The organism is Streptomyces sp. NPDC007264, from assembly GCF_042869095.1.
In the GTDB taxonomy this organism is placed as follows: Bacteria; Actinomycetota; Actinomycetes; order Streptomycetales; family Streptomycetaceae; genus Streptomyces.
Window position 1 is genome coordinate 49,688 of record NZ_JBIAFD010000011.1, and the last position, 24,782, is coordinate 74,469.

21 protein-coding genes are annotated in these 24,782 nt (G+C 72.7%); 17 read left to right on the forward strand and 4 right to left on the reverse strand.

Features of this window, described 5'->3' with window-relative positions:
• Window positions 1-2 precede the first annotated feature (2 nt).
• The 11 genes from ACFYMU_RS20090 (at window position 3) to ACFYMU_RS20140 (ending at window position 11,879) form a co-directional block, all read left to right on the forward strand.
• Window positions 3-686, forward strand: a complete 684-nt coding sequence (locus tag ACFYMU_RS20090) for an FMN-binding negative transcriptional regulator (RefSeq protein WP_388374615.1) — start codon at window positions 3-5, stop codon at window positions 684-686.
• Between the two features lie 86 nt (window positions 687-772).
• Window positions 773-2,083 (forward strand): lysine N(6)-hydroxylase/L-ornithine N(5)-oxygenase family protein, encoded by a 1,311-nt coding sequence (locus ACFYMU_RS20095; protein WP_388374617.1) that lies wholly within the window; start codon window positions 773-775, stop codon window positions 2,081-2,083.
• 71 nt (window positions 2,084-2,154) lie between these two features.
• A complete protein-coding gene (locus ACFYMU_RS20100; RefSeq protein WP_388374619.1) occupies window positions 2,155-2,367 on the forward strand; it encodes an MbtH family protein in 213 nt (70 codons plus the stop codon).
• A gap of 28 nt (window positions 2,368-2,395) precedes the next feature.
• A complete protein-coding gene (ddaH, locus tag ACFYMU_RS20105) occupies window positions 2,396-3,223 on the forward strand; it encodes a dimethylargininase (protein WP_388374621.1) in 828 nt (275 codons plus the stop codon).
• A 289-nt stretch (window positions 3,224-3,512) separates the two neighbouring features.
• Entirely contained in the window at window positions 3,513-4,760 is a 1,248-nt protein-coding gene (locus ACFYMU_RS20110; protein WP_388374623.1) for a cytochrome P450, read from the forward strand.
• A gap of 260 nt (window positions 4,761-5,020) precedes the next feature.
• A complete protein-coding gene (locus tag ACFYMU_RS20115) occupies window positions 5,021-5,506 on the forward strand; it encodes an AAA family ATPase (protein WP_388374625.1) in 486 nt (161 codons plus the stop codon).
• Between the two features lie 135 nt (window positions 5,507-5,641).
• Window positions 5,642-6,670, forward strand: coding sequence for an N-acetyl-gamma-glutamyl-phosphate reductase (argC, locus tag ACFYMU_RS20120; protein WP_388374627.1), 1,029 nt, complete (start codon window positions 5,642-5,644; stop codon window positions 6,668-6,670).
• Window positions 6,667-7,818, forward strand: coding sequence for a bifunctional glutamate N-acetyltransferase/amino-acid acetyltransferase ArgJ (gene argJ, locus ACFYMU_RS20125; protein ID WP_388374629.1), 1,152 nt, complete (start codon window positions 6,667-6,669; stop codon window positions 7,816-7,818). Before argC ends, argJ begins: the two co-directional genes overlap by 4 nt.
• Window positions 7,815-8,828: an acetylglutamate kinase gene (gene argB, locus ACFYMU_RS20130; RefSeq protein ID WP_388374631.1), complete on the forward strand. Its 1,014-nt coding sequence runs from the start codon at window positions 7,815-7,817 to the stop codon at window positions 8,826-8,828. The genes argJ and argB overlap by 4 nt, the downstream gene beginning before the upstream one ends.
• A complete protein-coding gene (locus ACFYMU_RS20135) occupies window positions 8,825-10,045 on the forward strand; it encodes an acetylornithine transaminase (RefSeq protein ID WP_388374633.1) in 1,221 nt (406 codons plus the stop codon). The genes argB and ACFYMU_RS20135 overlap by 4 nt, the downstream gene beginning before the upstream one ends.
• Before the next feature lie 301 nt (window positions 10,046-10,346).
• Window positions 10,347-11,879, forward strand: a complete 1,533-nt coding sequence (locus tag ACFYMU_RS20140; RefSeq protein WP_388374635.1) for an MFS transporter — start codon at window positions 10,347-10,349, stop codon at window positions 11,877-11,879.
• Window positions 11,880-11,999: 120 nt separating this feature from the next.
• Here ACFYMU_RS20140 and ACFYMU_RS20145 read toward each other — a convergent pair whose 3' ends face one another.
• Together ACFYMU_RS20145 and ACFYMU_RS20150 are read right to left on the reverse strand one after the other, a co-directional pair.
• Window positions 12,000-13,673, reverse strand: a complete 1,674-nt coding sequence (locus tag ACFYMU_RS20145; protein WP_388374637.1) for an IclR family transcriptional regulator C-terminal domain-containing protein — start codon at window positions 13,671-13,673, stop codon at window positions 12,000-12,002.
• Between the two features lie 198 nt (window positions 13,674-13,871).
• The gene (locus tag ACFYMU_RS20150) at window positions 13,872-15,128 is read right to left on the reverse strand and encodes a M6 family metalloprotease domain-containing protein (protein ID WP_388374638.1); all 1,257 of its coding nucleotides are present in this window, start codon (window positions 15,126-15,128) and stop codon (window positions 13,872-13,874) included.
• A 311-nt stretch (window positions 15,129-15,439) separates the two neighbouring features.
• Here ACFYMU_RS20150 and ACFYMU_RS20155 point away from each other — a divergent pair, with 311 nt between their 5' ends.
• Together ACFYMU_RS20155 and ACFYMU_RS20160 are read left to right on the forward strand one after the other, a co-directional pair.
• Window positions 15,440-16,084, forward strand: coding sequence for a TetR/AcrR family transcriptional regulator (locus tag ACFYMU_RS20155; protein WP_388374640.1), 645 nt, complete (start codon window positions 15,440-15,442; stop codon window positions 16,082-16,084).
• Window positions 16,085-16,248: 164 nt separating this feature from the next.
• Entirely contained in the window at window positions 16,249-17,790 is a 1,542-nt protein-coding gene (locus ACFYMU_RS20160) for an MFS transporter (protein ID WP_388374643.1), read from the forward strand.
• Between the two features lie 391 nt (window positions 17,791-18,181).
• Here ACFYMU_RS20160 and ACFYMU_RS20165 read toward each other — a convergent pair whose 3' ends face one another.
• Window positions 18,182-18,685, reverse strand: a complete 504-nt coding sequence (locus ACFYMU_RS20165; protein ID WP_388374646.1) for a MarR family winged helix-turn-helix transcriptional regulator — start codon at window positions 18,683-18,685, stop codon at window positions 18,182-18,184.
• Window positions 18,686-18,784: 99 nt separating this feature from the next.
• Between ACFYMU_RS20165 and ACFYMU_RS20170 the strand changes: the two genes are divergently transcribed.
• The 3 genes from ACFYMU_RS20170 to ACFYMU_RS20180 all read left to right on the forward strand — a co-directional run bounded on the left by ACFYMU_RS20170 (window position 18,785) and on the right by ACFYMU_RS20180 (window position 22,110).
• On the forward strand, window positions 18,785-19,591 hold the full coding sequence (locus ACFYMU_RS20170; protein WP_388374649.1) for a dioxygenase: 807 nt from the start codon (window positions 18,785-18,787) through the stop codon (window positions 19,589-19,591).
• A gap of 354 nt (window positions 19,592-19,945) precedes the next feature.
• Window positions 19,946-20,944 carry an RNA polymerase sigma factor RpoD/SigA gene (locus ACFYMU_RS20175; protein ID WP_388374652.1) on the forward strand — a complete coding sequence of 333 codons (999 nt, stop codon included), beginning with the start codon at window positions 19,946-19,948 and terminating at the stop codon, window positions 20,942-20,944.
• A gap of 533 nt (window positions 20,945-21,477) precedes the next feature.
• Window positions 21,478-22,110: a TetR/AcrR family transcriptional regulator gene (locus ACFYMU_RS20180; protein WP_388375160.1), complete on the forward strand. Its 633-nt coding sequence runs from the start codon at window positions 21,478-21,480 to the stop codon at window positions 22,108-22,110.
• 23 nt (window positions 22,111-22,133) lie between these two features.
• Here the strand turns inward: ACFYMU_RS20180 and ACFYMU_RS20185 are convergent, their stop codons facing one another.
• Complete coding sequence (locus ACFYMU_RS20185) at window positions 22,134-23,114, reverse strand: helix-turn-helix transcriptional regulator (protein WP_388374654.1); 981 nt, start codon at window positions 23,112-23,114, stop codon at window positions 22,134-22,136.
• A gap of 62 nt (window positions 23,115-23,176) precedes the next feature.
• Between ACFYMU_RS20185 and ACFYMU_RS20190 the strand changes: the two genes are divergently transcribed.
• Window positions 23,177-24,769: an MFS transporter gene (locus ACFYMU_RS20190; protein ID WP_388374656.1), complete on the forward strand. Its 1,593-nt coding sequence runs from the start codon at window positions 23,177-23,179 to the stop codon at window positions 24,767-24,769.
• Window positions 24,770-24,782: the final 13 nt, after the last annotated feature.

Here is a 24,782-nt window from a genome sequence, read left to right on the forward strand (position 1 = left end):
ACATGTTCGTCCCCGCCCCCTACCGAACACCCGAGACCTCCTGGATGCTGGACGTCCTGCGCGGCAACCCGCTGGCGCTGATGACGACCAACGGCCCCGAGGCGCAGGGACCCTGGGCCACCCACCTGCCGGTCATCCAGGACCCGACGACGACCGGGGAGTGGTCCGAGGACCTCTCCGGCGGCCGGCTCCTCGGCCACATGAACCGGGCCAACCCGCACTGGAGGGCCCTGGACGACGGCGCCGTGGTGCTGCTGACCTTCACCGGGCCGCACGCCTATGTCTCCCCGACCGTCTACGAGACCACGCCGGCCGCGCCGACCTGGGACTTCACCTCCGTCCACGTCCACGGCGTGCTCCACCGGATCGAACCGGAGGAGGCGGGCGAGGAGTCGCTGGAGCTGGTCCGCTCCACCGTCCGCGCCTTCGAGGGCGACTTCGGCGCCGACTGGGACATGTCCGAGTCCGTCGACTACTTCCGCAAGATCCTGCCCGCGGTGGGTGCCTTCCGCGTCGACGTGACCGGCGCGGAAGGGATGTTCAAGCTCAGCCAGGAGCAGGACCCCGAGGTCCGGGAGCGCGTGCGCCGGTCCTTCGCGGACCGCGACTCCACCCGGCACCGGGAGGCGGCCCGGCTCATGGCCCGGCTGCCCCCGCCGGGCGGCGGCTGCCCGCACGCCGTCTGATCCGAAGACTCCCCGTCCCACCCGCAAGTGACAGCCCCACGACAGCCATCGACAGCCATCGACAGCCCGGAAGGCGGGAGATTCGCATGGAACAGCTCAGCGACGCGTACGAGGTCGTCGGCATCGGATTCGGCCCCTCCAACCTGTCCCTCGCCATCGCCCTGGAGGAGCACGAGGGCAGGCGCGACGGACAGCCGATATCGGCCGCGTTCTTCGAGAAGCAGCCCGCGCTCGGCTGGCACCGCAACATGCTGCTGCCGTCCGCGAAGATGCAGATCTCCTTCCTCAAGGACCTGGCCACCTTCCGCAACCCGGCCTCGCAGTTCAGCTTCGTCAACTACCTGCACGCCGCCGGCCGGCTCGCCCAGTTCGTCAACAACCAGGACTTCTTTCCGACCCGGCAGGAGTTCCACGACTACCTGGAATGGGCGGAGTCGAGCTTCTCCGACCGCGTCAGCTACAGCTCCGAGGTCACCTCGGTACGGCTGCCCCGCGACGGCGGCCCGGCCGGCCACGTCGAGGTCGAGGTCCGCGACACCACACCGCGCGGCGGTGTCCGTACCGTCAGGGCCCGCAACCTCGTGGTGTCGACCGGACTCGTGCCACGGATGCCGGCCGGCATCGATCGCGACACGCGAATATGGCACAGCTCGGAATTCCTGGAGAGGTTCCGCACACTCGACCACCGGGCGGTCAAGAGGGTCGCCGTCGTGGGCGCCGGACAGAGCGCCGCCGAGATCGTCCGCTTCGTCTACGACTCGGTCCCCGGCGCCACCGTCTTCGCGATCATGCCGTCCTACGGCTACTCCATCGCGGACGACACCCCGTTCGCCAACCGGATCTTCGACGCCTCCGCCGTGGACGACTACTACCACGGCGGGGAGCGGTCGAAGGACGCCGTGTGGCGCTACCACCGGAACACCAACTACGGCGTCGTCGACGACGAGGTCATCCGCGACCTCCACCAGCGCGCGTACGACGACGAGGTGCGCGGCACCCCCCGGCTGGAGTTCGTGAACCTGTCGAAGGTCGACAGCGCGAAGCAGACCGGCGGCACGGTGCGGCTCACCCTGAACTCCCTGCGCAGCGACGAGACGTCCGACCTCGACGTCGACGCGCTGGTGTGCGCGACCGGCTACGACTCCATGGAGCCGAGCGAGCTGCTCGGCGAACTGGAGCCGCACTGCCTGCGCGACGAGCAGGGCCGGTTCCGGGTCGAGCGGGACTACCGTCTCGCGACCGGACCGGACGTGCACTGCGGGATCTACCTGCAGGGCGGCACCGAACACACCCACGGACTCGCCTCCTCGCTGCTCTCCAACATCGCCGTACGGAGCGGTGAGATCGCCGACTCGATCGCGGAGAGGAGGACGAACCGGCAGTACAGCACGGCGTGACCCCACCCGTGGACTGCCCCGCGGTGCGGGCGGAGCCCGCGCCGGGGCGTCCCGACCAGATTGGAGTTCCCATGACCACCAACCCGTTCGACGACACCGACGGCCGGTTCTACGTCCTGGTGAACGACGAGGAGCAGTACTCGCTCTGGCCCACGTTCACCGAGGTCCCCGCCGGCTGGCGGGTCGCGTTCGGAGAGGACGGCCGCCGGCCGTGCCTGGACTACATAGAGCAGCACTGGACCGACATGCGGCCCAGGAGCCTGCGCGAGGCCATGGCGGCCTGACCCCCGCCTTCCCCCACTAGGAGAAGACATGAGTCCCGTACCGGCCCGCGAGCGGTCCGCCCAGGCCCGCCACTACCTGATGTGCCGCCCCGAGTACTTCGACGTCCAGTACGTGATCAACCCCTGGATGGACCCGGCCAAGCCGGTCGACACCGATCTCGCGGTCCTGCAGTGGGAGTCGCTGGTCGGCCTCTACCGCTCGCTCGGGCACCGGGTCGACCTGCTCGACCCGGTGCCGGGCCTGCCGGACATGGTCTTCGCGGCCAACGGCGCCACGGTCGTCGACGGCAGGGTGCTCGGCGCGCGGTTCGCCCACGCCGAGCGCGTCGCCGAGGCACCGGCGCACCGGGACTGGTACCGGGCTCACGGCTACGAGGAGGTGCTCGAACCGCGGTACGTCAACGAGGGAGAGGGGGACTTCGCGGTCACCGACAGCTGGATCCTGGCGGGCCGCGGCTTCCGCTGCTCCTCCGAAGGCCACCAGGAGGCACAGGAGTTCTTCGGACGTCCGGTGGTCGGTCTGGAGCTGGTCGATCCCCGCTTCTACCACCTGGACACCGCCCTGTGCGTCCTCGACGGCGACGACGTCATGTACTACCCGCAGGCGTTCAGCCCGGGCAGTCGCGAGGTCCTCGCCCGGCTGTTCCCGGACGCCCTGCTCGTCGACGCCGACGACGCGCGGCTGCTGGGCCTGAACGCCGTCAGTGACGGTCTGAACGTCGTGCTGCCCGAGGCCGCCCAGAACCTGGCGCGGCGGCTGGCGGAGCGCGGCTTCCACCCGATCGGCGTCGATCTGTCCGAACTGCTCAAGGGCGGCGGCAGCGTGAAGTGCTGCACGCAGGAACTGCGCCCCTGAGCCGGCCGACCAGGACGCCGGCGCCACCCGCACGCCGGCTCCGGACGTGCGCGCCCGCCCCTCATCCGGGGGCGGGCGCGCACGCGTGTACGGGGTCCTTCGGCCGACGTTCAACTGTCCAGGTTCCGTCCGTCACGGCATTACGGCAGGGGATGTCCCCGCTGGTCAGAGGCGTTTTCCCGGATCAGGCACGGCAGTCGAGCGGCCTTGTGACGGCCGGATCGCGACGCCACTGTGGCGCACAGAGGCAGACGGATGCCGAGATCCCGTGCGCTAAGGAGAACCCCACATGACCACCATGGAGTCGGAGTCGCTCGTCCGGCTGACGTCGGAGCTGGTGAGCGATCCGGTACGCGGCTACACCGAGCTGCGCCGCCAGGCCCCGCTGGTGCGGGTCACCCTGCCCGGAGTGGAGACACCGGTGTGGCTGATCACCCGGTTCGAGGACGCCAGGGCGGCGCTGGCCGACCCACGCTTCGTGCGCGACCAGGCCGGGATCCCGGGCTTCGCCACGGACGGACCGAGCATCGCCGAGCAGATGATCGAGGCGTACGGGCTCCCGGCGGAGTACCGCGACTACCTCGGGATCATGGTCCTTTCGGACGGCGCGGAGCACACCCGGCTGCGGAACCTCGTCACCAAGTCGTTCACCGCACGCCGCATCAACGCGCTGCGCCCGCGCATCGAGGAGATCACCCGGGGCCTGATCGAGCCGCTGGCCGCGCGCAAGGAGGCGGAACTGCTGGAGGACGTCGGCTACCCGCTGGCGTCGACCGTCATCTGCGCGCTCATCGGCATCGACGACGCGGACGTGCCGGACATGCGCCGCTGGATCCGCGAGTACGCCTCCGGCGACCTCGACCTGGTCATCCCGGCCCTGCGGAACATGGTCGAGCACTCCAAGGACCTCATCGCCCGCCGCCGCGCGGAGCGCCGCGACGACCTGGTCTCAGGCTGGATCACCTCCGGTGAGGACGACCCGGACGGGCTGACGGAGACCGAGATGGTCGCCCTGATCCTGCTGCTGATCAACACGGGCATCACCCCGCCCGCGCTGTTCATCGCCTCCGCCGTGCTCGCCCTGCTCGACCACCCCGACCAGCTGGCCCGCCTGCGCGCCGAGCCGGAGCTGCTGCCGCGTGCCGTGCCCGAACTGCTGCGCTTCACCTCGCCCGTTCCGATGGGCGCCCCGCTGTACGCGACCGAGGACCTGGAGTTCGCCGGCATGCCCGTAGGCAAGGGCGAGGCCGTCACCAGCGCGCTGCTGGCCGCGAACCACGATCCGGACGAGTTCCGGGCGCCCGAGGCCCTCGACGTGACCCGTGAACTCGGCCCCGGCGTGGGGCACGTCGCCCTCGGCCACAGCGCGCACTACTGCATCGGCGCGGCCCTGGCCCGGGTCGAGGCGGAGGTGGCGCTGCACGAGATCCTGATCCGCAACAGCGGTACGGCGCTGGGCGTGGCCCGGGACGAGCTGGAGTACTTCGACCTGCCGGGGGAGGGCCGTCATCTGCGGGGCCTGCCCGTCAGGTTCTGAGCGCGCGGCGTCATCCCCGGGCAGAGGCGCCCGGACGGCTTGCGGCCGTCCGGGCGCCTTTCGCTGCGCCCGGCGGGGCGGGCGCCCGCCCGTCGGTTTTCCGCCAGTGGCCCCGCCGCGGGCGCCTGGTCGGTGCACGTCACGGGGGGTCGTGCGGTACAACCGTGCAGGCGCCACCCGCTCACGGTGCTCGCACGGTCCGTCACCGTGCGCATCCGGGGCCCGCGCCCGACACCTTTCCCTCACCAAGGAGACGACCCGTGTCCGACACCTCCCTCCCCGGCCCCGTCCTGGTCGTGCTGCTGGGCGCGGCCGGCAGCGGCAAGAGCACGGTGGCCGCCGAATGGCCGGCCGGCAGCGTGCTGGAGCTGTCGGCCCTGCGCCAGATGATCTGCGACGACGCCGTAGACCCCGGTGCCACCGAGGAGGCCGTGTACGCGCTCGGCACGATCCTGGAAGGCCGGCTGGCGCGCGGTCTGACGACGGTCGTCGACGCCGACGCCAGTACGGACCCGGCCGTGCGGGCCAGGTTCCTGGAGATGGCGGAGCGGTACGCGATACCCGCCGCGGTCTTCGTGATGACCACCCCGCTGGAACTCTGTCTGGAGCGCAACGCGCGGCGCCCGCCTCGGTGCCGGGTGCCCGAGGAGATCGTGCGGGAGCAGTACGCGCAGGCGATCGACGCGACCCCGGGTCTCCGCGCCGAGGGCTTCGATCATGTGGAGGCGCTCTACGGCGGCGGATGAGCCGCAGGTCACGGGCCCCGTCCGGAATGCCGGGCGGGGCCTTTCAGCGCCTGCGTTGTTGACGTGGACATGACTAATCCCATTGAAGGGACCCCCCTCCTCCGGGACAGTCGATGCGTCGATCAGGAGGGGACCATGACAGTGCGAGCCGCAGTGGCCGGGGCCAGTGGATACGCCGGAGGAGAGCTTCTGCGCCTCCTGCTCGGGCACCCCGGGGTGGAGATCGGAACGCTCACCGGGAACGCGAACGCGGGGCAGCGGCTCGGCTCGCTGCAGCCGCACCTGGGCCCGCTCACCGAGCGCGAGCTGGTGGCCACCACCCCCGAGGCGCTCGCCGGGCACGACGTCGTGTTCCTCGCCCTGCCGCACGGCCGGTCGGCCGCCGTGGCCGAGGAGCTCGGCCCGGACGTCCTCGTCGTGGACTGCGGGGCGGACTTCCGCCTCGAGGACGCCACCGCCTGGGAGACGTTCTACGGTTCGCCGCACGCCGGCACCTGGCCCTACGGCCTCCCCGAACTGCCGGGCCGCCGCCCCGCGTTGCAGAAGGCCACGCGCATCGCGGTGCCCGGCTGCTACCCCACCGCCGCGTCGCTCGCGCTCTTTCCGGCGTACGCGGCACGCCTCGCCGAGCCGGAGGCCGTCGTCGTCGCGGCCTCCGGCACCTCCGGGGCCGGCAAGGCGCCCAAGCCGCACCTGCTGGGCAGCGAGGTCATGGGCTCGATGTCCCCGTACGGGGTCGGCGGCGTCCACCGGCACACCCCCGAGATGGCGCAGAACCTCAGCGCCGCGGCCGGGGAGACGGTCTGCGTCTCCTTCACCCCCACCCTGGCGCCGATGCCCCGCGGCATCCTCGCCACCTGCTCCGCCAAGGCCCGGCCCGGCGTCACCGCCGAGGACGTACGGGCCGCGTACGAGAAGGCCCTCGCCGACGAGCCGTTCGCGCGGCTGCTGCCCGAGGGCCGATGGCCGAGCACCGCCGCCGTGTACGGCTCCAACGCCGCACACATCCAGGTCGCCCTCGACGGGGCCGCCCGCCGGATCGTCGCCGTCAGCGCCATCGACAACCTGACGAAGGGCACCGCGGGCGGCGCGGTGCAGAGCATGAACATCGCCCTGGGTCTCGACGAGACCACCGGACTCACCACGATCGGAGTCGCGCCATGAGCGTCACAGCAGCAAGGGGATTCACGGCGGCGGGCCTCGCCGCCGGCATCAAACAGAACGGCGGCCCGGACCTCGCCCTCGTCGTCAACGAGGGCCCCCGGGCGGCCGCCGCGGGCGTCTTCACCGCCAACCGCGTCAAGGCCGCTCCCGTGCAGTGGTCCCAGCAGGTCCTGAAGGGGGGCACCGTCCGCTCGGTCGTCCTCAACTCCGGCGGCGCCAACGCCTGCACCGGGCCGCAGGGCTACGAGACGGTGTACGCCACCGCCCAGAAGGCCGCGGGACTGCTCGGCCACCCGGTCGCCGAGACCGCCGTCTGCTCCACCGGACTCATCGGCGTCCAGCTGCCGGTGGACCGGCTGCTCGCCGGCGTCGAGCGCGCCGTCGCCGAACGCTCCCCACGCGGTGGCGAGTCGGCCGCCGTCGCCATCAAGACCACCGACACCGTGCACAAGCAGTCCGTGCACCACGGGGAGGGCTGGACCGTGGGCGGCATGGCCAAGGGAGCGGGCATGCTCGCGCCGGGCCTGGCCACCATGCTCGTCGTCCTCACCACCGACGCCGACCTGGACGCCGCGGCCCTCGACCGGGCGCTGCGCGCCGCCACCCGGACGACTTTCGACCGCGTCGACTCCGACGGCTGCATGTCCACCAACGACACCGTTCTGCTGCTCGCCTCCGGCGCCGCCGGCGTCACTCCCGACGAGGCCGTGTTCGCCGAGGCCGTACGGACCGTGTGCGCCGACCTCGCCCGTCAGCTCATCGGTGACGCCGAGGGATCCACCAAGGACATCCGCATCGAGGTCACCGGCGCCGCGAGCGAGGACGACGCCGTCGAGGTCGGCCGCACCATCGCCCGCAACAACCTCCTCAAGTGCGCCGTCCACGGCGAGGACCCCAACTGGGGCCGTGTCCTGTCCGCCATCGGCACCACGCGGGCCGCCTTCGAACCCGAGCAGGTGAACGTCGCGATCAACGGGGTCTGGGTCTGCAAGGGCGGCTGTGTCGGCGAGGACCGCGGCCTGGTGGACATGAGGGGCAGGGAGGTCCGTATCACCGCCGATCTCAACGCGGGCGGCGCGTCCGCCGTCGTCTGGGCCAACGACCTCACCGCCGAGTACGTCCACGAGAACAGCGAGTACGCCTCATGAGCCTGCCGACCCTTCTCACCGCCGCGGACCCCGACCCCGACCCCGACCCCACCGTCCCGGCCGCCGGACGCGCGCGCCCGGCACCGTCCCGGGCGGACGCCCTCGTCGAGGCCCTGCCCTGGCTGGTGCGGTACCGGGGCCGGACCGTGGTCGTCAAGTTCGGCGGCAACGCCATGGTCGACGACGACCTCAAGGCCGCCTTCGCGCAGGACATCCTCTTCCTGAAGCACGCCGGCCTGCGGCCGGTGGTCGTGCACGGCGGTGGCCCGCAGATCAGCAGGCAGCTCCAACGCCTCGGCCTGACCTCGCAGTTCGCCGCCGGCCTGCGGGTCACCACCGACGAGACGATGGACGTCGTACGGATGGTGCTGGCCGGTCAGGTGCAGCGCGAGCTGGTGGGCCTCCTCAACGAGCACGGACCGCACGCCGTCGGGATCACCGGTGAGGACGCCCGGCTGATGACCGCCGCCAAGCGCTACGCCGAGGTCGACGGCCGTCCCGTGGACATCGGGCGGGTCGGCGAGATCGCCCGCGTCGACACCGGGGTCGTCCGGGATCTCCTGGACTGCGGGCGGATCCCGGTCGTCTCGTCCGTCGCCCGCAGCGACGACGCCAAGGACGCGGCCGCGGGGGGCGTGTTCAACGTCAACGCCGACACCGCCGCCGCGGCCCTCGCCGCCGCGCTCGGCGCCGAGATGCTGCTGATCCTCACGGACGTGGCCGGTCTGTACGCGAACTGGCCGCACAGCCACGACGTCATCCCCCGCCTCACCGCCGGCGAGCTGGAGAAGCTGCTGCCCAGCCTGTCCAGCGGCATGATCCCCAAGATGCGCGGCTGCCTGGACGCCGTCAACGAAGGGGTGGGCACGGCCCGGGTGATCGACGGCCGGGTGCGCCACTCGGTGCTCCTGGAGGTCTTCGGCGACGACGGCATCGGCACCACGGTCGTGCCCGACGAGCGGCCCGACGAGCGGCCCGGCGAGCGGCCCTGCGAAGGAGCGGCGGCGTGAACGGCGGACCGGGCACCACCGGCGACACCCCTGCGGGGGGCAACGCGGAACTCACCCGCCGCTGGCAGGGCGCCATGATGGACAACTACGGCACCCCCCGGCTGCCCCTGGTGTCCGGCCGGGGCACCCGCGTCCGGGACGCCGACGGCAAGGAGTACCTCGACTTCCTCGGCGGCATCGCGGTCAACTCCCTCGGCCACGCACACCCCGCGATCGTGCAGGCGGTCTCCGGGCAGCTCGCCCGCCTCGGCCATGTCTCCAACCTCTTCGTCGCCGAACCGGCCGTCGCCCTCGCCGAGCGCCTGCTCGAACTCTCCGGCCGCGCCGGGCGGGTGTACTTCGCCAACTCCGGTGCCGAGGCCAACGAGGCCGCGTTCAAGATCGGCCGGCTCACCCGGCGTACCCATGTCGTCTCCACGGTCGGCGGCTTCCACGGCCGCACCACGGGCGCCCTCGCCCTGACCGGCCAGCCCGCCAAGCGCGACCCGTTCCGGCCGCTGCCCGGCGACGTCACCTTCGTCCCGTACGGCGACGCCGGGGCGCTGCGCCGCGCGGTCACGCGGCGCACCGCCCTGGTCGTCCTGGAACCGGTCCAGGGCGAGAACGGCGTCGTCGTCCCGCCGCCCGGCTACCTCCGCGCCGCCCGCGAGATCACCGCCGCCACCGGCGCGCTGCTGGTGCTGGACGAGGTGCAGACCGGTATCGGCCGCACCGGGCACTGGTTCGCCGCCCAGGCCGAGGGCGTCGAGGCCGATGTCGTCACCCTGGCCAAGGGGCTCGGCGGCGGCCTGCCCATCGGCGCCACCCTGGCCTTCGGCGAGGCCGCCGGCCTGCTGAGGCCCGGCAGCCACGGCTCCACCTTCGGTGGCAACCCGATCGCCTGCGCGGCCGCCCTCGCGGTCCTGGACACCATCGAGCGCGACGGCCTGCTCGACCACGTCAAGCGGGCGGGGGAGCGGCTGCGCCACGGCATCGACTCGCTCGCGCACCCGCTGGTGGACCGGGTGCGCGGCGCCGGGCTGCTGCTTGGCGTGGTACTCACCGAGCCGGCCGCCGCCCGGGTCCAGCAGGCGGCGCAGGACGCCGGGCTGCTGGTGAACGCGGCCCAGCCGGACGTCGTCCGGCTCGCACCGCCGCTCAACGTCACGGACGGCGAACTGGAGACGCTCCTCGAGCGGTTGCCCGCCGTGCTCACGGAGGCGTGCGCCGCACACTGACGTGCTCCCTCCCGGGGCCCGGACCGCACCGGCGGTCCGGGCCCCTCGCCGTGCGCGAGCGCCGGCCGTCCGCCCCTCGTCCGTACGACGTACGCGAGTTGATACGTCGTTCCGGCTTGCGCACGGTGTACGCAGCCGCGTACCGTGTTCTTCGGAGCGCACGGCGTGTTCAACTGCTCGGCTCTTGCGTTCGGAAAGGCTAGAAAAAACCGCGCAGTTGGTTTTGTATTGAGATCCGCAGCCCCGACTTCCTGTCGGCCGCCACCGGCCGCCGGGCTCACCCCGTCCCGAAAGGTTTGAAATGGATCGTCACCCGCGCCGCTGGCTCATCCTGATCGTGTTGTGCCTCAGCACACTCGTGCTGGTCATCGACAACATGGTCCTCACCGTGGCGATCCCGACGATCGCCGAGGACCTCAAGGCGAGTGCCCAGGACCTCCAGTGGATCCTCGACTCGTACATGCTGGTCTTCGCCGGGCTGCTGCTGACCTCCGGAAGCCTCTCCGACAAGTTCGGCCGCCGCAGGACGATGGTCATAGGGCTCGCGCTGTTCGGGGCGGCCTCCGTGGTGGCCATGAAGGCCACCACGCCCGAGGCCCTGATCCTGGGCCGGGTCCTGATGGGTGTCGGCGGCGCCCTCGTGATGCCGAGCACGCTGTCCATCCTGATCACCGTCTTCGACGACGAGGAGCGGCCCAGGGCGATCGCCGCCTGGAGCGCGGTCGCGATGGTCGGCCTGGTCGGCGGCCCGGTCCTCGGTGGCGCGCTGCTCGCGCACTTCTGGTGGGGTGTCGTCTTCCTGATCAACATCCCGATCGCGGCCCTGGCGATCCTCGCGGCGCTGACCCTGATGCCCGAGTCCAAGGGCCCGTGGCGCAAGGCCGACCCGCTCGGGATGCTCCTGTCCATGGTCGGCATGACCGCCCTGATCTGGACCATCATCGAGTTCCCCAAGGGCGGCCTGGACGACCGCGGCACACAGGTCTCGCTCGCCGTGACCGTCGTCAGCCTGGTCGCCTTCGGCCTCTGGGAGACCCGCTGCGCGTCCCCGATGGTCCCGCTGTCCCTGTTCCGCAACCGCGTCTTCACCGGCGCCAGCTTCTCGCTCGTGCTGCTGACCCTCGCCAACGGCGGCCTGATGCTGGTGCTCACCCAGTACCTGCAGTTCGTCCTCGACTACAGCGCCACCGAGACCGGTCTCGCCTTCACCCCGCTGGCGGTCGCGACCCTCGCGTTCAACAGCGTCGGCGCCGCACTGCTGCCGAGGACCGGCAACCGGGTCATGGCGGTTGTGGGCCTGCTGGTCATCGCCTCCGGGTTCGGGCTGCTGTCCCAGATGACCACCGACAGCGGCTGGGGCCTGCTGGCCGCGTCGATGTGCCTGATGGGCGCGGGCAGCGGGCTGGCGATGCCGGCCGCCATGGCCGCCATGATGGGCGCCATCCCGGACGAGCACGCCGGTGTGGGGTCCGCGCTCAACGACACCGTCCAGCAGGCCGGTGCCGCGCTCGGCGTCGCCGTCCTCGGCGCCGTCCTCTCCAGCACCTTCACCGGTCACATGCCGGCCGGCGCCCCCGAGGCCGCCCGCCACTCGATCGGCGACGCGCTCGCCGTGGCCGGCTCCACCGGTGACAAGGCACTGGTCGGCGCCGCCCACGAGGCGTTCACCAGCGCGATGTCGGCGAGCTTCCTGGCCGGAGCCGCCGGTGTCGTGGGCGCCGCCGTCCTCGCGGTCTTCCTGATGCGGGACGGCGGGAAGGGCGCCACCGCCGACACGGAGCCGCAGACCGATGCGGACGCGGGCCCGAACCGGCTCGCCGAAGCGAGCCACTGAACCACGCCCGACGGGCCCCCGGGATCCCCCGTACCCGGTGCCGCCTTCAGGGCCTCCAGCCGACGCCCGAGCCACCCCCGAGGCTCGGGCGTCGGCCTGTCCGGGAACGGCGCGGGCACGTCAGCCGCTCGGCACCGTCCTGAACCGCCCGGCCGCCCGCAGGTCCGCCTCGATCCGCGCCGCCGTCGCCCGCAGCTCCGGCAGCACCTCGGTGAGGCACTGCTGGACCGTGCGGCGGCTGCTGTGCAGGGCGACGTTCACCGCCGCCACCACCCGGCCCCCGCGCTCCCGCACCGGGACCGCGATCGACCGCAGTCCCTCCTCCAACTCCCCGTCGATCAAGGCGTAACCCTCCCGCCGCACCTGCTCGAGCACGGCCCTCGACCCGTCCGGGTCCCGGTCCGCCGACGCCCGCGGCGAGGCCCGCCCGGGCAGCGGCGGCTCGGGCAGGTCCGCCAGGATCACCCGGCCCAGGGACGTCTCGTGCGCCGGCAGACGCGTGCCGACCCTGACGTCGACGCTCATGATGCGGCTCGGGGCCACCCGCGCGGTCACCTGGACGTCGTCGTCACCCGCCGGCACCCCCAACGAGGCCGATTCGTGCAGGAGTTGCGACAGCGCGGTCAGATGCGGGACGGCGATGTCCGACAGCGTCGCCCGGGACAGCGGCGGGTAGCCGAGACCCAGCACGCGCGGGGTGAGCCGGAAGGCACGGCCCTGCGAGGTGACGTACCCGAGATGCTCCAGCGTGATCAGCGCCCGCCGGGCCGTCGCCCTCGCCAGCCCCGTCGCCTCGGCCACCTCACTCAGCGTCAGCTCCGAACGCCCCTCACCGAACGAGGTGATCACCGTCAGTCCGCGGGCCAGCGACTCCACGAACTCCCGCCCCAGCTCCTGCTTGGACGGCCCCGTCCAGGCCGCGAGCCCGGACGACGGGACCGCGGGCACGGCGGGCGGCGCCTCCCGCAGTTCCCGCTCCATCCCCGCCACCGCCGTGCGCAGCCGCGGCAGCAGCGTCGAGCGCAGGTCGTCCGCCGAGTGCCGGCTGGTGTGGCTCACCACACTGACCACACAGGCGATCCGGCCGCCCGCCTCCCGCACCGGCAGGGACAGCGCCACCAGGCCCGGCTCGATCAACTGGTCGTCCAGCGCCCACCCCTGCACCCGCGCCCGCGCCGTACGCTCCGGGAAGTCTCCGTCCACGAGGCCGTCGTCGGCTCCGCCGGGCGGGCGGCTGCGCGCGGGCACCGCCGGGAAGCCGCGGTCCTCGGGATCCGCGGCCCGCCGTGCGCGCCACCGCGCCCAGTCCGCGTCGTCCCACTCGGTGGCGAACAGCGGCCCGGGGGCGGTCCGCTCGGCGGGCAGCAGATCGCCGATGCGGAAGCTCAGCGACATCGCGCGGCGCCGGGTCGCCTGGTGGATGAAGCGGATGCCGTCGCGGTCGGCCACCGCGAGCGACACCGACTCGTCCAACTCGTCGGCGAGCGCGTCCGCGTGCGGGTCCAGCAGCGTCGGCAGCCGCAGCGCCGCCAGGTACGCGTTGCCCAGGTCCATCAGTCGCGGGGCGAGCACGGCGTCCCGGCCGTCGAGCCGGAGGTACCCCATGCGCGCGAGCGTCCCCGTGATCCGGTCCACCGTGGACCGGGCGAGCCCGCTGGCCCGCTCCAGGGCGCTGAGGCTGCAGCTGCCGTCGGCCTCGGTGAGCCGCCGCAGCACGGTGAGCCCGCGCACCAGGGGGGCGACGGCGTCGGCGGGTGCGACGGTGTCCGGTGCCGGCGTGACGTTGGGGGCCATGGGGTCACCGTAATGCCGGGCCGGGCGCGCACGCCGCGTTCGCCCACGCCGTACGTCGCGTCACGTCACCACGCGTCACGTCACCACGCGTCACCGTGCGGCCGTGAGTGTGCGGCCGTGGCCGTGCGGCCGTGACCGTGCGGCCCGGTGGCCGTCACCCGTCCGGTCACGTGGACCGACCCCGCGGCCCGGTGGCCGTCACCGCCGGGTCACGTGGACCCGGTAGTCGCCGGACGGGTCCCGTGCGACGACACTGACGGCGACCCCCGCGGAAGGGTCCTCGAAGGTCTCCCCGGGGGTGAACGGGGCGTCGGACAGTTCGGGGTGGACGTTCGGGCTGCGGGTGCAGCCGCCGCTCTCGCGCCGGGAGTCGCGGACCGTGACGGGGCCGTTGCCGGACTCGACGCCGGCGTCGACCCGGTAGACGAGGACGCCGGGCCGGCACACCGACGCGTCGTTGCCGCCGCGGGTGCGCAGTTCGAGGGCGTATCCACTGGTGGGGCCGATCGGTATGAAGACCAGCTTGCGGCCCCCGGTGCGGGCCAGCGGGGTCAGCGTGTACTCGGCGGTGCCGCGCGTGGTCACGCAGCCGACCTGGGAGTCGTCGAGCCAGCCGAGCTTCCACTTGTGCCAGGCGAGCAGGTCGTTGTCGGCGCCCCAGTCCTCGCTCATGATGTCCCAGTGCCCGACCGCGCCCCCGCCCTCCTGGGTGTAGAGGTCGGGCAGGCCGAAGACATGCCCGTTCTCGTGCGGCAGGACCCGGTAGCCGGTCCGGGCCCAGGAGCCGGAGCCGTCGTCCTGGCGGCTGTAGATGAAGGACGCGTTGGCGACCGGCACGCCGTCGGCGACGGGCGCCCCGCCGTTGTCGGCGAACGTCACCGACAGGACCGTGTCCAGGGCGGGCGGGCCGGCGTTGGGGGTGAACAGCACGTTCACCAGCTGGTAGCGCCGGAAGTCCACCTCGGGATCGGCGGCCGCCACGATGTCCTGGACCAGTTGGCGGTAGCCGGGGTCGAAGGGGGCGCCGCGTGCTATCCCGTACGCCTTGAACGGCTTCGGCATGCGCAGCCAGTGGCGGACCGGGGCCTCGGGGCGGTAGTCGAGCCGGCCGTAGGAGCTGATGGCGAACCACCGCCGGGTCTGCGGGAAGAACTCCGCGAGGCGGCCCAGTGCGCTGCCCCGCCCGGGCGCGTCGGAGAAGTCGACCATCAGGTTGACGGCGCGCACGATGCCGGTGGCGCGGGCGTAGCCGGAGGAGGTCGGGACGCCCTCCGACATCTGGACCCCGACGCGGCCGTGGATCATGCAGGGACGCAGCGCCGGGGAACGGGCCGGGGCGGCGGGCACCGCCTGGTGCAGGGTGGTGGCCGAGCCGGCGACCGCGAGCGTGAGGGCGGAGACCGAGGCGAGCGTGGCCACGCGGCGGGGGCGTATCCGGCGGCTCGACGGCTGCATGCGGTGCCCTTCGCTCCACGGCAGCCCCCGTCTCCGGCTGCGCCCTTGCGATCACCCTGAGTCGCGGGGTGCGGGGACGCGCGCTGAAGCGGACCGAACGAGGGGTCCTCGGGCCCGGAAGGGGTGAAGGGTGCGGCGGGCAGGCGTGGGACGGGACGCGGGCACCCCGGTCGTCCTATGTGATGCAGGTCACAGGAATGGTCGGCACGGACGGGAAATAACCGGGGACCGATTCCCCGTTTAGCAGGGTGTCCGAGCGAAACGGGGAATCGATCCCCGGATCGCATTCAGTCCACCCCGAGGAGTACGCCGTGCAGACCGCGTCCCCCGTGCAGCGCCGAGCGGCCCGGCCGCGTGCCGACGCCCTGCGCAACCGGGAGCGGATCGTCACCGCCGCCCGGGAGATGTTCGTGGAGTTCGGCCCCGACGTGCCGCTCGACGAGATCGCCCGCCGGGCCGGCGTGGGCAACGCCACGGTGTACCGCAACTTCCCCGACCGCGACGCGCTCGTCCGCGAGGTCGTCTGCTCCGTCATGGACCGCATGTCCGAGGAGGCCGAACGGGCGCTCGCCGAGACCGGCGACGCCTTCGAGGCCCTCTCGCGCTTCGTGCACGCCGCCGCCGACGAGCGGATCAGCGCGCTGTGCCCGATGGTCGCCAGTACGTTCGACAAGTGCCACCCGGACCTGGAGGCCGCGCGCCGGCGGTGCGAGCAGCTCGTCCAGGAACTCATGGACCGTGCCATGGCGGCCGGACAGCTGCGCACCGACGTCGGTGTCGGTGACCTGATGGTCGCCGCGGCCCAGCTCAGCCGCCCTCCGGCCGGTACCGGATGCCTCAGTGCCGACCGTTTCGTACACCGTCATCTTCAGCTGTTCCTGGACGGACTGCGGGCCCCGGCCCGCTCCGCGCTGCCGGGCTCGGCCGTGACCATGGAGGATCTGCGCCAGTCCTGAGCGATTAGTTTCGCGAGCCTCGACCGTCTCCACCGACGACACACGATCCGGCCGTCACCGTCGACGCGCCGTCCTTTCCGACGCCCTGTCGCCGGCATCCCTGTCCTCTTTTTCCGACACTCCCTTCTCTCTTTTCGTCACGAAGTCCCGAAGTGGGTACCTCCATGTCTCAAACAGCCCGAAGCGTCCCCGACGCTTCCGCTCCCGACGCCAATCGCTGGAAGGCGCTCGTCTTCATCGCGCTCGCCCAGCTGATGGTCGTCCTCGACGCGACCATCGTGAACATCGCGCTGCCGTCCGCGCAGCAGGACCTGGGCATATCGGACGGCAACCGTCAGTGGGTCGTCACGGCCTACGCCCTCGCCTTCGGCGGCCTGCTGCTGTTCGGCGGGCGCATCGCCGACCTGTGGGGCCGCAAGCGCGCCTTCGTCGTCGGGCTGGCCGGCTTCGCCGCGGCCTCCGCGCTGGGCGGCGCGGCCCAGAGCGGGGCGATGATGTTCGGCGCCCGCGCGCTGCAGGGCGTGTTCGGCGCCATGCTGGCGCCCGCCGCGCTGTCGCTGCTCGCCGTGATGTTCACGGACGCCAAGGAACGCGCCAAGGCGTTCGGCATCTACGGCGCGATCGCCGGTGGTGGCGGTGCCGTCGGCCTGGTCCTCGGCGGTTTCCTCACCAAGTACCTGGACTGGCGCTGGACGTTCTTCGTCAACATCCCGTTCGCGATCGTCGCGGCGGCCGGCGCGTACTTCGTCATCCGTGAGCCGGAGGGCGGCCGCAACCGCTCGCCGCTGGACATCCCGGGTGTCGTCCTGTCCACCCTCGGTCTGGTCTCGCTGGTGTACGGCTTCACGCGCGCCGAGTCCGACGGCTGGAGCGACGCCGTGACCGTCTCGCTGTTCGTGGCTTCGGCCGTGCTGCTCGCCGCCTTCGCCTTCGTCGAGTCCAAGGTCAAGGCCCCGCTGCTGCCGCTGCGCGTGGTCACCGAGCGCAACCGCGGCGGTGTCTACCTCTCCCTCGGCCTCGCGATCATCGCGATGTTCGGCCTGTTCCTCTTCCTGACCTACTACCTGCAGGTCGTCAAGGGCTACTCGCCCGTGAAGACCGGCTTCGCCTTCCTGCCGATGATCGCGGGCATGATCATGGGCTCCACCCAGATCGGGGCGCGGCTGATGACCCGGGTCCCGCCGCGGACCCTGATGGGGCCCGGCTTCCTGGTCGCCGCCGCCGGCATGCTGCTGCTGACCCAGATGGAGGTCGGCTCCTCGTACGCGGGGCTGCTGCTGCCGGCCCAGCTCCTGCTCGGCCTCGGCATGGGCACCGCGTTCATGCCGGCGATGTCCCTGGCCACGCTCGGCGTGCAGCCGCGGGACGCCGGTGTCGCCTCCGCGATGGTCAACACCTCGCAGCAGGTGGGCGGCGCGATCGGCACGGCCCTGCTGAACACCATCGCCGCCTCGGCGACCGCGTCCTACGTCAAGGACCACATCGCCACCGCCGCCTCCGGGCCCCAGCAGAAGCTGGTCCAGCTGGAGGGCATGGTGCACGGCTACACGAACGCGATCTGGTTCGCCGTCGGCATCCTCGTGATCGCCGCGACGATCGCCCTGACCTTCGTGAACGCCGGAAGCCCGGATGTCGGGCCGGCCGTGGGCAAGGGCGCGGCCGAGGGCGCCGAGGACGAGGTGCAGGTGCCGGTGGTCGCGCACTGACCGAGCAGCCCGCAGGGGTACCCGCCCGTCGGATCAGGACGTCGCACAGGGACGAGGGCCGGGACGCCTCGTCCGTGCGCCTCCGGGTCCGCCCCGGCTCCGCGATCCGTCGGGGCCGGGGCGGACCCGCTCTGCGGCCCGCCCGAAGAGCCCCCGGCGGCGGACGGCTGGGCCGCGGGGCTACGGGAGGCGGGCCGGTGCGGGCGGAGTCGGCGGGACCCGGGCCGGAGTGGGCGGAGTCGGCGGGACCCGGGCCGGAGTGGGCGGAGTCGGCGGGACCCGGGCCGGAGTGGGCGGAGTCGGCGGGACCGGGCCGGTGCGGGCGGAGTCCGCGGGACCCGGGCCGGTGCGGGCGGAGTCGGCGGGCCCCGGGCCGGAGGCCGGCGGGTGCTCAGCGCAGCCAGGGCAGGTCCGCGCCGGCGCCCTGGGGCTGCAACCCCTCCGCGACGATCGTCATGATCTCGCCGAGCGACTGCTGCTGTTCGGGCGTGAGCCGGCCGAAGAGCGCCTGGCGGACGGCCGCCACATGCCCCGGTGCGGTGCGCGCCAGCACCTCCTGGCCCTCGTCCGTGAGGACCGCGAGCTGCCCGCGCTTGTCGGACGGGCACTCCTCGCGCCGTACCCAGCCGCTCTTCTCCAGACGGGCGACCGCGTGCGAGAGCCGGGAGCGCGTGATCTTCGCCTGCATGGCCAGCTCGGTCATCCGCAGCCTCCGCCCGGGGGCCTCGGCGAGTTGGACGAGCAGCCCGTAGTACACGTGCGGCATGCCCGCGTCGCGCTGCAGCTGGCGGTCGAGGTGGTCCTCGAGAAGGGTGGCCGCGTGCATGTACGCACGCCAGATGCGCTGCTCCTCGTCGGTGAGCCAGCGTGTGTCCTCAGCGGTTGCCGTCTTCATGCGGTCCACTGTACGAGGCTTCTCCTTGAAACTTAAACAAGTCGGCGATAAGGTCTGCGGAAGAGCTTGATGTTTCAATAAAAGAAGGAGGCCGCCGCCATGTCCGCCGCCACCGAGGAACGCACCGCGTCCGAGCGCATGCCCGCCCTCTATCTGAGCCATGGCGCGCCCCCGCTGGCCGACGACCCGGTCTGGCCCGGGCAGCTCGCCGCCTGGTCCGCGGCCCTGCCGCGCCCGAAGGCCGTCCTCATGGTCTCGGCGCACTGGGAGGAGGCCCCCCTCGCGATCGGCGCGGTGGAGACGGTCCCGCTCGTCCACGACTTCTGGGGCTTCCCCGAGCACTACTACCGGGTGCGGTACGCGGCCCCCGGCGCCCCCGCGCTCGCCGCGTCCGTGAGGAAACTGCTGCGCGCCCCCGCAACCCCCGTCCAGGACGTCCCGGACCGCGGCCTGGACCACGGTGCCTACGTCCCGCTCGCCGAGATGTACCCCGAGGCCGACATCCCGGTGCTGCAGGTCTCCCTGCCGACCCTCGACCCGGTCCGGCTGCTGGAGATCGGCCGCAGGCTGGCCCCGCTGCGCGAGGAGGGCGTCCTGATCATCGGCTCCGGCTTCTTCACCCACAACCTGGCGGCGCTGCGCCACACGGGCGGGGGAATACCGGGCTGGTCGGCGGAGTTCGACGACTGGGGCCACCGCGCACTCGAGGCCGCGGACGTGGACGCCCTCCTCGACTTCGCCCACCGCTCCCCGGCGGGCCGCCTGGCCCACCCCCGCACGGAGCACTTCGCCCCGCTGTTCGTCACGCTGGGCGCGGCGGACGCGACGGGGGAGCTGGACACGCACAGGTCGGTGATCGACGGGTTCTGGATGGGCCTGGCGAAGAGGTCGGTGCAGTTCGGATGAGCGGCGGACCCGCATCCATGGCAACCATCGGCCGGTACGGGCCGTCTTTCGGGTGGGAGAGCAATCGGGGGGCGCCGCTCCGGAGATGCGAAGGGCGCGGCGCCGACGGTGACCCCCCGTCCGACCTGCGCCTCTGAGCGTTCCGGCGGCGCTCTGCCCCCCGGTGGCGGGACAGGGTACTGCATGATCAGAAAAAATGAGGGTCGGGTTGGGAATTCTGTCCGGATTGCAGTCGTTGTTCCCATCGGATGCCGGGCACCCGGAAGGGTGACTGAAGCATCCACGACCACCGCCAGCCCTCCCCACTCTCGAGACCGCTCGAGCGGGGGGACCCTCATCCGCAAGGGAGCACGCATGGCAACCCGTGCCGTCGCCCGTCGCCGGGCCGCCGAAAGCGAGGCCGTCGACGCGGCACACAGTGTCCGCGCCCATGGCGGCGAGCTCGCCGATCGCGACCTGGTCGGCATGTACCTCGACGAGATCGCGCGCACACCGCTGCTCGACGCCGCCAGGGAAGTCGAGCTCTCCCAGATCATCGAGGCGGGTGTGTTCGCGCAGCATATCCTCGACGGCGAGGAGAAGGCCAAGGCGGATGCCACCCGTGAGGAGCTTGAGGCCCTGGTCGCCGAGGGGGAGCGGGCCAAGGACATATTCATCCGTTCGAACCTCCGGCTGGTCGTCGCCGTGGCGCGCCGCTATCCGCGCAGCGGCCTCCCGCTGCTCGACCTGATCCAGGAGGGCAACGCCGGCCTGGTCCGTGCCGTCGAGAAGTTCGACTACCGCAAGGGCTTCAAGTTCTCGACGTACGCGACCTGGTGGATCCGTCAGGCCATCACCCGGTCGATCGCCGATCAGTCCCGGACCATCCGGCTGCCCGTCCACCTCGTGGAGGAGCTGGGCCGGATCCGGCGGGTCCAGCGCGAGTTCAACCGGGAGAACGGCCGGGACCCCGAGCCGGCCGAGATCGCGGCCGAGCTGGACTCGACCCCGGACCGTGTCAACGACGTGCTCGACTGGGCGCGCGACCCGGTCTCGCTGAACATGTCGGTGGACGACGAGGGCGAGACGCAGTTCGGCGACCTGCTCGAGGACACCTCGGCGGTGTCCCCGGAGCAGTCGGTGCTCACGCTGCTGCGCAGTGAGGAGCTGGACGACCTGATCGGCCGGCTCGACCAGCGCACCGCCTCCATCATCAAGATGCGGTACGGCATCGAGGACGGCCGGGAGCGCACGCTGACGGAGGTCGGCAAGGAGCACGGCCTGACGCGCGAGCGGATCCGGCAGATCGAGAAGCACGCGCTGCTGGAGCTGAAGAAGCTGGCCCGCAGCACGGGGTTCGACGCGGCGGCGTGAGGGCCGCCGCGCGGCCGGCGGGACCACGTGTCCGACAGGCGCGTTCCCGCCGCCGTAGTTGGCGCTGTTCCGTCGCTTCAACGCCCCGGACCCGGGGCACAAGACCTCCAGGTTCCTCCGGTACGGGCCGATCCCCGGTCCGTGCCCCCCAAGCCGAGTCCCGACGCACTCCCCCCGGCGGCGGGACTCTCCCGAGCCGGGCTCCGGCGCCACTCCCCCCTGGCGCCGGGGCCCGGCTCTCCTGTGCCCATCGGCGTGCGCGCGCCCACGCGCCGGTGTGCCGCACGACGCACGCCCGATCGGGCCTTGGCCCGCCCGTTTCCGCGCAGGGCCGCTCCGCGGGGCCGCCCCGGACCTGAACCCCGGGGCGACCCGGATGGCAGATTGTGCCACAGCGGCATAACCTGCCGTCCGTGACCGGTACCAAACGTGCGGGCGGGACGCCGTCCGGCCGTACGACGCAGGCCTCCGAAGGCGCGCCCACGGGCGGGCGGGGCGCATCCCTGACCGAGCGGCGCAAGGCGGAGACCCGGATGGAGATCGCCCGGGCCGCCGCGCGGCTCTTCATCGCGAACGGTCCGCGGGCCACCCGGGCCGAGGACATCGCCCGCGCCTCCGGGGTCGCCCCGCGCACGTTCTACCGCTACTTCGCGACCAAGGAGGAGGCGCTCGCCCCGCTGTTCACCGAGGGCGCCCACCGGTGGGCGCAGGCCGTCCGCGACGCCCCCGCCGACTTCGCCGTCGGAGAGGCGCTGCGGCACGCGGCGGTCCACACCCTCGCTCTCGGCACGGGCATGTCCGCGGCGTCCCTGGAGTGGGTGCGCACCCTCATGCGCCTGGTCCACACCGACCCCGCGCTCACCAAGGTCTGGGCCGAGATCGGCCGGACGGCGGAAGAGGAACTGGCGCAGGTCCTCGCGGAGCGGGTGGCGGCCGGCCCGGCGGCACGGGCGCGCTCCGGGGGTGAGGCGTCCGTCGGCGTCACCCCGGCCCTGCGCTTCGCCGCCGCCGTCGCAGGCGCCGCCATCCGCGTGGCCGTGGAGAGCTGGGCCGCGGGCGACGAGCCGCCCACCGGTCCCCACGGACTCGTCGGCCATGCCCTGCGCAACCTGGACGCCCTGCGGGACTTCGACTGGGACAGCCACCCCGGCCCGGAGAACGGCTGAGCGTCCGCGGCCGGCGCGGCCGCTCACGCCTGGCGTTCGTCCGCCGCCCGCGTCAGCCTCGCTCCCAAGTCCCTCGTGTACGCCACCAGTTCGGCCGGCCCGTGCACCCTGAAGTCGTAGCCCGTCATGGCCAGCCGCACCGCCAGCCATTCCACCGGGGCGCTCGTGTCGCCGGTCAGCCGGCAGCCGTCGTCGCCGAGCGGCTCGGGCGTGCCGACCCACCGGGGCAGACGCGCCGCGACCGACTCCGCCGACGAGGCGAACGTCGCCTCGAACGTGTACGTCTCCTGGCTCCGGTTGTGGTCCATCGACTGCCGCAGGTACTCCGCCGCACTGCCCGTCGGCAGTTCCCGCGGCGTGAACCGCGCTCCCGTCGCCAGCGGCTCGGCGACCCGGTCGACCCGGAAGGTACGCCAGTCCTCACGGCCCAGGTCGTAGGCGACGAGATACCAGCGCAGGCCCGTCGACACCAGCCGGTACGGCTCCGTCAGGCGCCGTGACGGCGTTCCGTCCTTGGCGCGGTAGGCGAACCGCAGCCGCTCGTGGCCCGCGATCGTCGAGGCCATCACGGTCAGTGTCTCGGGCGCGATGCTCGCCCCGTCGCCGCTCGTCAGCGGCGTGGTGGCGGCCTGGAGTACGGCCACGCGACGGCGCAGCCGGCCCGGCAGCACCTGCTCCAGCTTGGCCAGGGCCCGCACCGACGCCTCGTCCATGCCCTCGACCGCGTGCCCGGCACCGGCGCGCAGGCCGACCGCGATCGCCACGGCCTCCTCGTCGTCGAGCACGAGCGGCGGCATGGCCTTCCCTGCGACGAGGCGGTAGCCGCCGTCGGCGCCCTTGGTGGCCTGCACCGGGTACCCCAGTTCGCGCAGGCGGTCGATGTCCCGGCGGACCGTGCGCCGGGACACCCCGAGCCGGTCGGCGAGTTCCCTGCCGGGCCACTCGCGCGGGGTCTGGAGCAGGGAGAGCAGGTGAAGGAGCCGGGCCGGAGTGTCCGTCGTCATGAGATCGATGATGCCGCGCCACTAGGACATGATCTGACCTAATGAGGATCTAGCGTCGGGCCATGCCTTCCACCGAGAGCACACTCAGCGCCGCGGCCGGCGCGGGCGAAACGGGCGCGGGCGACCGCCGCCGCTGGTTCGCCCTCGCCATCGTGATGACCGCGGCCTTCATGGACCTCGTCGATGTCACGATCGTCAACATCGCGATCCCCTCGATCCAGCGGGACGCGGGCGCCTCGTTCAGTCAGATCCAGTGGATCACCGCGGGCTATGCGCTGGCCTTCGCCGCCGGGCTCATCACCGGCGGCCGACTCGGCGACATCCACGGCCGCAAGCGCCTCTTCCTCCTCGGGGTCAGCGGCTTCGCCGTCGCCTCCGCGCTGTGCGGATTCGCCGCGAACCCGGAGATGCTGGTCGCCGCGCGGATCCTGCAGGGCGCGATGGCCGCGATGATGGTGCCGCAGGTGCTGTCGATCGTGCACGCCACCTTCCCGGCGCACGAACGGGGCAAGGTCTTCGGGCTGTTCGGCGCGATCGTCGGGCTGGGTGCCGTCTCCGGGCCGCTGCTCGGCGCCCTGCTCACCGAGTGGAACCTGTTCGGGCTGGAGTGGCGGCCCATCTTCCTGATCAATCTGCCGGTCGGCATCGGGGCCCTCCTGCTGGGGCGCCGCTTCATCATGGAGTCGAAGGCCCCGCGGGCCCTGCGGCTGGACCTCGTCGGCGTCGCCCTGGTCACACTCGGCCTGCTGATGCTGCTCTACCCGCTCACCCGAGGCCGTGAGCTGGGCTGGCCGCTGTGGGGGTACGCGTCGATGGCGGGCTCGCTCGTCGTCTGCGCCGCGCTGGTGGCGTACGAGAGGAGGAAGGCGGCCCGCGACGGGTCCCCGCTCGTCGAGCTGTCCCTCTTCCGGGTCAAGAGCTTCGCGGCGGGCATCGCGGTGCAGACGGTGTTCGGGGTCGGCCTCGGCGTCTTCTTCCTGGTGTGGACCCTGTACATGCAGATCGGCCTCGGCTGGAGCGCGCTGCGGGCCGGCCTGACCGGGGTGCCCTTCTCCCTCGCGGTCTCGACGGCGGCCGGGATGTCCGTGCAGAAGCTGGTCCCGCGGTTCGGCCGCAAGGTGCTCCAGGCCGGCGCCCTGGTGATGGCGGCGGGTGTCCTCCTCTACACCGCGGAGGCCCATCGCTACGGACTGTCCATCGCCTCCTGGCAGATGGCGCTGCCGCTGGTCGTGATGGGCGTGGGCATGGGCCTGATCGTGGCGCCGCTGACGGACGCCGTTCTGTCCGAGGTGCCGCGGGAGCACTCGGGCTCGGCGTCGGGTCTGATCAACACCGTGCAGCAGATGGGCAACGCACTGGGCCTCGGCCTGGTGTCCGTGGTCTTCTTCGGTGAGATCGACGACCGGCTGACCCCGACGCAGGTGGGCCCGGCCTTCGTGCACGCCTTCCAGCACGCGCTGGGCTGGGTCGCGGCGGTGATGGCGGTGATCTTCCTGCTGATGTTCGCCCTGCCGAAGCGCCCGGCGCAGCATGTGGAGGGCGCGGAGGCGGAGGACGCGACCGAGGCGGAGGACGCGACCGAGACGGTGACGGGGGCCGGGGCCGCACCCGGACCGGAGGCGCAGACCGCCGAGGAGCCGGAGCTCGTGCCCTGAGGGCCCGGGCCCG